The organism is Longimicrobium sp. (genome assembly GCA_036387335.1).
Classification (GTDB): domain Bacteria; phylum Gemmatimonadota; class Gemmatimonadetes; order Longimicrobiales; family Longimicrobiaceae; genus Longimicrobium.
Genome location: DASVTZ010000075.1, coordinates 1 through 5052, shown reverse-complemented (window position 1 = coordinate 5052; position 5052 = coordinate 1). Strand labels below are relative to the sequence as shown.

At 71.3% G+C, this 5052-nt stretch carries 4 protein-coding genes; all 4 read left to right on the top strand.

The genetic code is table 11. The features are described from left to right. Positions 1-40 precede the first annotated feature (40 nt). A complete protein-coding gene (gene murC / locus VF647_06500) occupies positions 41-1450 on the top strand; it encodes a UDP-N-acetylmuramate--L-alanine ligase (protein ID HEX8451726.1) in 1410 nt (469 codons plus the stop codon). Then, positions 1450-2208 (top strand): FtsQ-type POTRA domain-containing protein, encoded by a 759-nt coding sequence (locus tag VF647_06495; GenBank protein HEX8451725.1) that lies wholly within the window; start codon positions 1450-1452, stop codon positions 2206-2208. Before murC ends, VF647_06495 begins: the two co-directional genes overlap by 1 nt. Positions 2209-2515: 307 nt before the next feature. Then, entirely contained in the window at positions 2516-3775 is a 1260-nt protein-coding gene (gene ftsA / locus VF647_06490) for a cell division protein FtsA (GenBank protein HEX8451724.1), read from the top strand. 75 nt (positions 3776-3850) lie between these two features. Further along, on the top strand, positions 3851-5052 hold a 1202-nt coding region (gene ftsZ / locus VF647_06485), incomplete at its 3' end, for a cell division protein FtsZ (protein HEX8451723.1).

Genomic DNA, 5052 nt, shown 5'->3' with positions numbered 1-5052 from the left:
TGGATTGAGCAACTTTCCCAACCGTATTGCGGGCGGTATATTGAACGGATTCGATCTGGTGGAGCTGGCGGGGCGCGGGCCCGTGCATTTCATGGGGATCGGCGGGGCGGGGATGAGCCCGCTGGCCGACATGCTCATGCTTTCCGGCGTGCGGGTGACGGGGTGCGACGCGCATCCCAACCCCGCCAGCCGGCTGCTCGCGGAGCGCGGGGCCACGGTGCTGGAAGGCCACGACGCCTCCCACATCGAAGGTGCCGCCGCCCTGGTGATGACCGCGGCGATCCCGGCCGACCACCCGGAGATCCGCGCCGCGCGCGAGCGGGGTATCCCGGTGCTCAAGCGGGCCGAGGCGCTGGGCGCCATCGTGAACCACGGGCTCGTGGTGGGGATCGCGGGGACGCACGGAAAGACGACGACCACGACGCTCACCACCGCCGTGCTGGCCGCCGCCGGGCTCAACCCCACGGGCTTCGTGGGCGCGCACGTGCCCGCCTGGGGCGGCAACCTCCGCCGTGGCGACGACCACCTCTACGTGGTGGAAGCCGATGAATACGACCGCTCGTTCCACCATCTCCGCCCCACGATCGCCGTCGTGACCACCCTGGAAGCCGACCACCTCGACATCTACGGCTCACTGGAAGCCGTCGAGGAATCGTTCCGCGTCTTCGTGGACTCCGTCCCCGCGGACGGGCTGGTGGCGGCGTGCGCGGACGACCACGGCGCCGCCCGCCTGGCCGCCGCGCTCGCGGGCGGTGCGGATCGAGTGATGACCTACGGCGTCAACGCCGGCTCCATGCTCCGAGCCGAGAACGTGCGCATGGCCCCCGCCGAGACGCTGTTCGAGGTGCGCGAGCGGGGCGAGACGCTGGGAACCGCGCGGCTGCGCGCCCCTGGCCTGCACAACGTGCGCAACGCCCTCGCGGCGATCGCGGTGGGACGGCGGCTGGGCGCGTCGTGGGACGCCATCGCGGAGGGGATCGCCTCGTACAGCGGAGTGGACCGCCGTTTCGAGCACGTGGGCGAGGCGGGCGGCGTGCTCTTCGTGGACGACTACGCGCACCACCCGACCGAGGTCTCCGCCACGCTGCGCGCCGCGCGCGAGGCCCACCCCGGCCGGCGCCTGGTGCTCGCCTTCCAGCCGCACCTCTACTCCCGCACGCGCGACTTCGCCAGCGAGTTCGGCCAGGCGCTGGCGATGGCGGACGTGGTCTTCCTGACCGACGTCTACGCCGCCCGCGAGCTGCCGATCGAGGGGGTCACGGGGATGCTGATCGCCGAGCCCGCGCGCGCCGCGGGCGCCGACCTGCGCTACGTGCCGGACCGCGCCGCCATCGTGGGCGCGGTGGCCTCTGAGCTCCGCGAGGGCGACCTGTGCATCACGATGGGCGCGGGGAACCTGGACTCCGCCGCGCGCGAGCTGCTGGCCTCCCGCCGCCGCCCGACCGGCTGATGAAGCGCCGCACCCGCCGCATCGTCCTTGCCGCCGTCGCCCTCGTCGCGGCCTCGTCGCCCTTCTGGGGACCGCCGCTGCTGCGCGTCTCGCCGGGCTTCGACACGCGCCGCGTGGAGGTCTCCGGCACACGCCTCCTGGCCCCGCACGAGGTGCTCGCCGCATCGGGCGTGAAGATCGGCGGCAGCGTGTGGACGGACCCGGCCGCCTGGGAAGCCGCCCTCCGCCGCCACCCCGTCGTCGCCGACGCGGAGGTCACGCGCCGCCTGCCGCACACGCTGCGCATCCGCGTGACGGAGAAGCGCGCCGCGGCCCTGGTGCAGGCCGGCACCCTGCGCGCCGTCACCGCCGAGGGAGAAGTGCTCCCCGTCGACCCCGCGCGCGTGCCGCTGGACCTCCCGCTCCTGCGCGCCACCGTGAAGCCGGACGCGCGCGGCCGCATCCCTGCGGGCCCCGTGCGGACGCTGCTGGCAGAGACTGGACGGCTGGGCGAGCTGGACCCGGCGCTGATGGCCCGCGTGAGCGAGGTGCGCTCCGACCCGTCCGGCGCACTCCGCCTGGTGCTGAGCGCCCCCGCCGCCGAGGTCCTGATCCCCGCCGGCGCCGACGACGCCCGCCTGGTCCGCCTGCGCGCCGCCCTCGCCGACCTGGAGCGCCGCGTCCCGGCGGACTCCGCGCAGCGCAGGATTCGGGTGGACGCGCGGTGGGAGGATCAGATCGTGGTGAGGTTGCCGGAAAAGAAGCCGGAAGTGCGTTAGTGCGTGAGTGCGTGAGTGCGTTGGATTCGAGACGCGCTCACCCTTTGATGCACGACGACGCGGGACCGCACGGCGGCGCGAGCGCATCAGGACCGCACCAGGACGCATCAGGACGCATCAGGACGCGCCAGGACCGCACAAGAGCGAATGAATTCGCCGCTGGAAAAGTGCAAAGTCCCCCTGCGGGGACTGTAAGATTAGAGTCCGCGAAGGCGGATTTCGTGTAGGTCCAGCGGCGAAGATTCGCCCCCCTGGAAATGACAGGACGCACTAACGCACTCACGCACTAACGCACTTCCCCCCCCGGATGCGCCCTCAACTCGTCGCAGGACTGGACATCGGCTCCAGCAAAACCGCCGTGGTCATCGCGGAGGTGACCGGCGATTCCATCCACCGCGCCCAGGTCAAGATCCTGGGGGTGGGGCAGGCGCGCACGGGAGGCATCCGCCGCGAGATCGTCACCGACATCGAGGCCACCACGGAGTCCGTCCGCAAGGCGATCCAGGAGGCCGAGCTGATGGCCGGGGTCAAGGTGGAGCGCGTCTTCACCGGAATCGCCGGGGAGCACATCCACGCCTGGCCCTCCACCGGCGTCGTGGCCGTGGCGCGCTCCCCCGGCACAGACGGCGAGATCCGCCCCGGCGACGTGGACCGCGTGCACGAGGTGGCCCGCGCCGTGGTCATCCCCACCGACCGCGAGCTGATCCACGCCATCCCGCAGGAGTACATCGTCGACTCGCAGAACGGCATCCGCGATCCCGTCGGGATGGCGGGGACGAGGCTGGAGGCGGAGGTGTTCATCGTGACCGGGTCCAGTCCGGCGGCGCAGAACATCCGCAAGGCCGTGAGCCGGGCCGGCTACGAGGTGGCCGAGCTGGTGCTGGAGCCGCTCGCTTCGTCGCTCGCCGTCATGAGCGAGGACGAGAAGGAGATCGGCACCGTGCTGGTGGAGCTGGGCGGCGGGACGACCGACGTCGCCATCTTCTACGAGCGCAAGGTGCGGCACCTGGCCTCGCTCCCGTGGGGCGGCGCCACCGTCACCAACGACATCGCCAAGGGCCTGTCGCTTCCGTACGCGGAGGCGGGGCGCGCAAAGGAGCGCTTCGGCGCCGCCCGCGCGGACCTGGTGGACCCCAACGAGACGTTCGAAGTCGCCGCGGCCGCCGCGGGGCAGACGCGCCACATCGCGCGCGAGCTGCTGGCGCACATCATCGAGCAGCGGATGGACGAGATCTTTGGCCTCGTCGCCGCCGAGCTGGAGAGGAGCGGACTGGCGCCCGAGCTGGCCGGCGGCATTGTGCTGACCGGGGGCGGAGCGTCGCTGCACGGCATCGTGGAGCTGGCCGAGCGGAGCTTCGCCGGGCCCGTGCGCATCGGCGTTCCGGGAGAGGGTCTCGGCGGCCTTGCGGATTCGGTCCGCCGCCCCAAATTTGCTTCTGCCGCAGGACTCGCGCTGTATGGATCCCGCCGACTCATCTCGGAATCCCCCGAAGGGAGCGCGCCCGTCAACGCCTCCGTAAACGGCGTCATCAAGTGGATGAAAGACTGGCTCACGGACTTCTTTTGACCGTGCAGCCCCTGGATAGAGCATGCCCAAAGACATGACGAGTACGTCCCTCCCACGCGCCTGGAGGACTAGAGGATGATCTTCGAGTACGAAGAGATTATGCCGCAGAACGCCCGCATGAAGGTGGTGGGCGTGGGCGGCGGCGGCGGAAACGCCGTCAACCGGATGATCGAGGAGGACCTGGAGGGGGTCGAGTTCATCAGCGTGAACACGGACGCCCAGGTCCTGAAGACCAGCAAGTGCCCCATCAAGCTGCAGATCGGGCAGAAGCTCACGCGCGGGCTTGGGGCCGGCGCGCGTCCCGAGATCGGGCGGCTGGCGCTGGAGGAGAACGCGGACGAGCTGCGCAAGGCGCTGGAGGGCGCGGACCTCGTCTTCATCACGGCGGGGATGGGCGGCGGCACCGGCACCGGCGCGGCGCCGGTGATCGCCGAGATGGCCCGCGAGATGGGTGCGCTCACCATCGCCATCGTCACCAAGCCCTTCATGTTCGAGGGGAAGAAGCGCCTCAAGCAGGCCGAGCTGGGCCTCGCGGAGCTGAAGCGCTGCGCGGATACGATGATCGTGGTGCCAAACGAGCGCCTGCTTTCGGTCGTCGGCAAAGGCACCTCGTTCAAGGATGCGCTCAAGAAGGCCGATGAAGTGCTTCTGCACGCCACGCAGGGCATCTCGGACCTGATCCGCGTGACGGGCGAGGTGAACGTGGACTTCGCCGACGTGCGCACGGTGATGAGCAACCGCGGCACGGCGCTGATGGGCACCGGCTTCGGCAAGGGGGAGAACCGCGCGGTGGAGGCGGCGCAGGAGGCGATCTCGTCGCCGCTGCTGGACAACATCTCCATCAAGGGCGCGGCCGGGGTGCTCATCAACATCACCGGCGGGATGGACCTGGCGATCGACGAGGTGACGACGATCTCCACCATCATCCAGGAAGCCGCCGGCGACGACGCGGAGATCATCTTCGGCGCGGTGCACGACAGCGGGCTGAAGGAAGAGGTGCGGGTGACGGTGATCGCCACCGGCTTCGAGCGCTCCGAGCCGGTGTTCGAGCGGCACGACAACGTGATCCGCGCCGACTTCCGCTCGCCGCGCTCCGAGGTGCGGCCGCTCTCCGGCTCGCGCACGGTGATGCCCACCGGCGAGGGGCCGGCCCCGTTCGCGCCGCGCGCCCCGCAGGCGCCGGCCGAGCCCACGCCCTTCCAGCCGCGCCCGCAGCCGCAGCCCGAGCGCGAGCACGGCACCCCGGTCACGCGGCTGCCGGTGCCGCCGCGGCAGCC

Bases quoted from the DNA above. Each gene is read 5' to 3' on its own strand.
- VF647_06495 (HEX8451725.1), top strand. From the start codon at position 1,450: ATGAAGCGCCGCACCCGCCGCATCGTCCTTGCCGCCGTCGCCCTCGTC.
- ftsA (HEX8451724.1), top strand. From the start codon at position 2,516: ATGCGCCCTCAACTCGTCGCAGGACTGGACATCGGCTCCAGCAAAACC.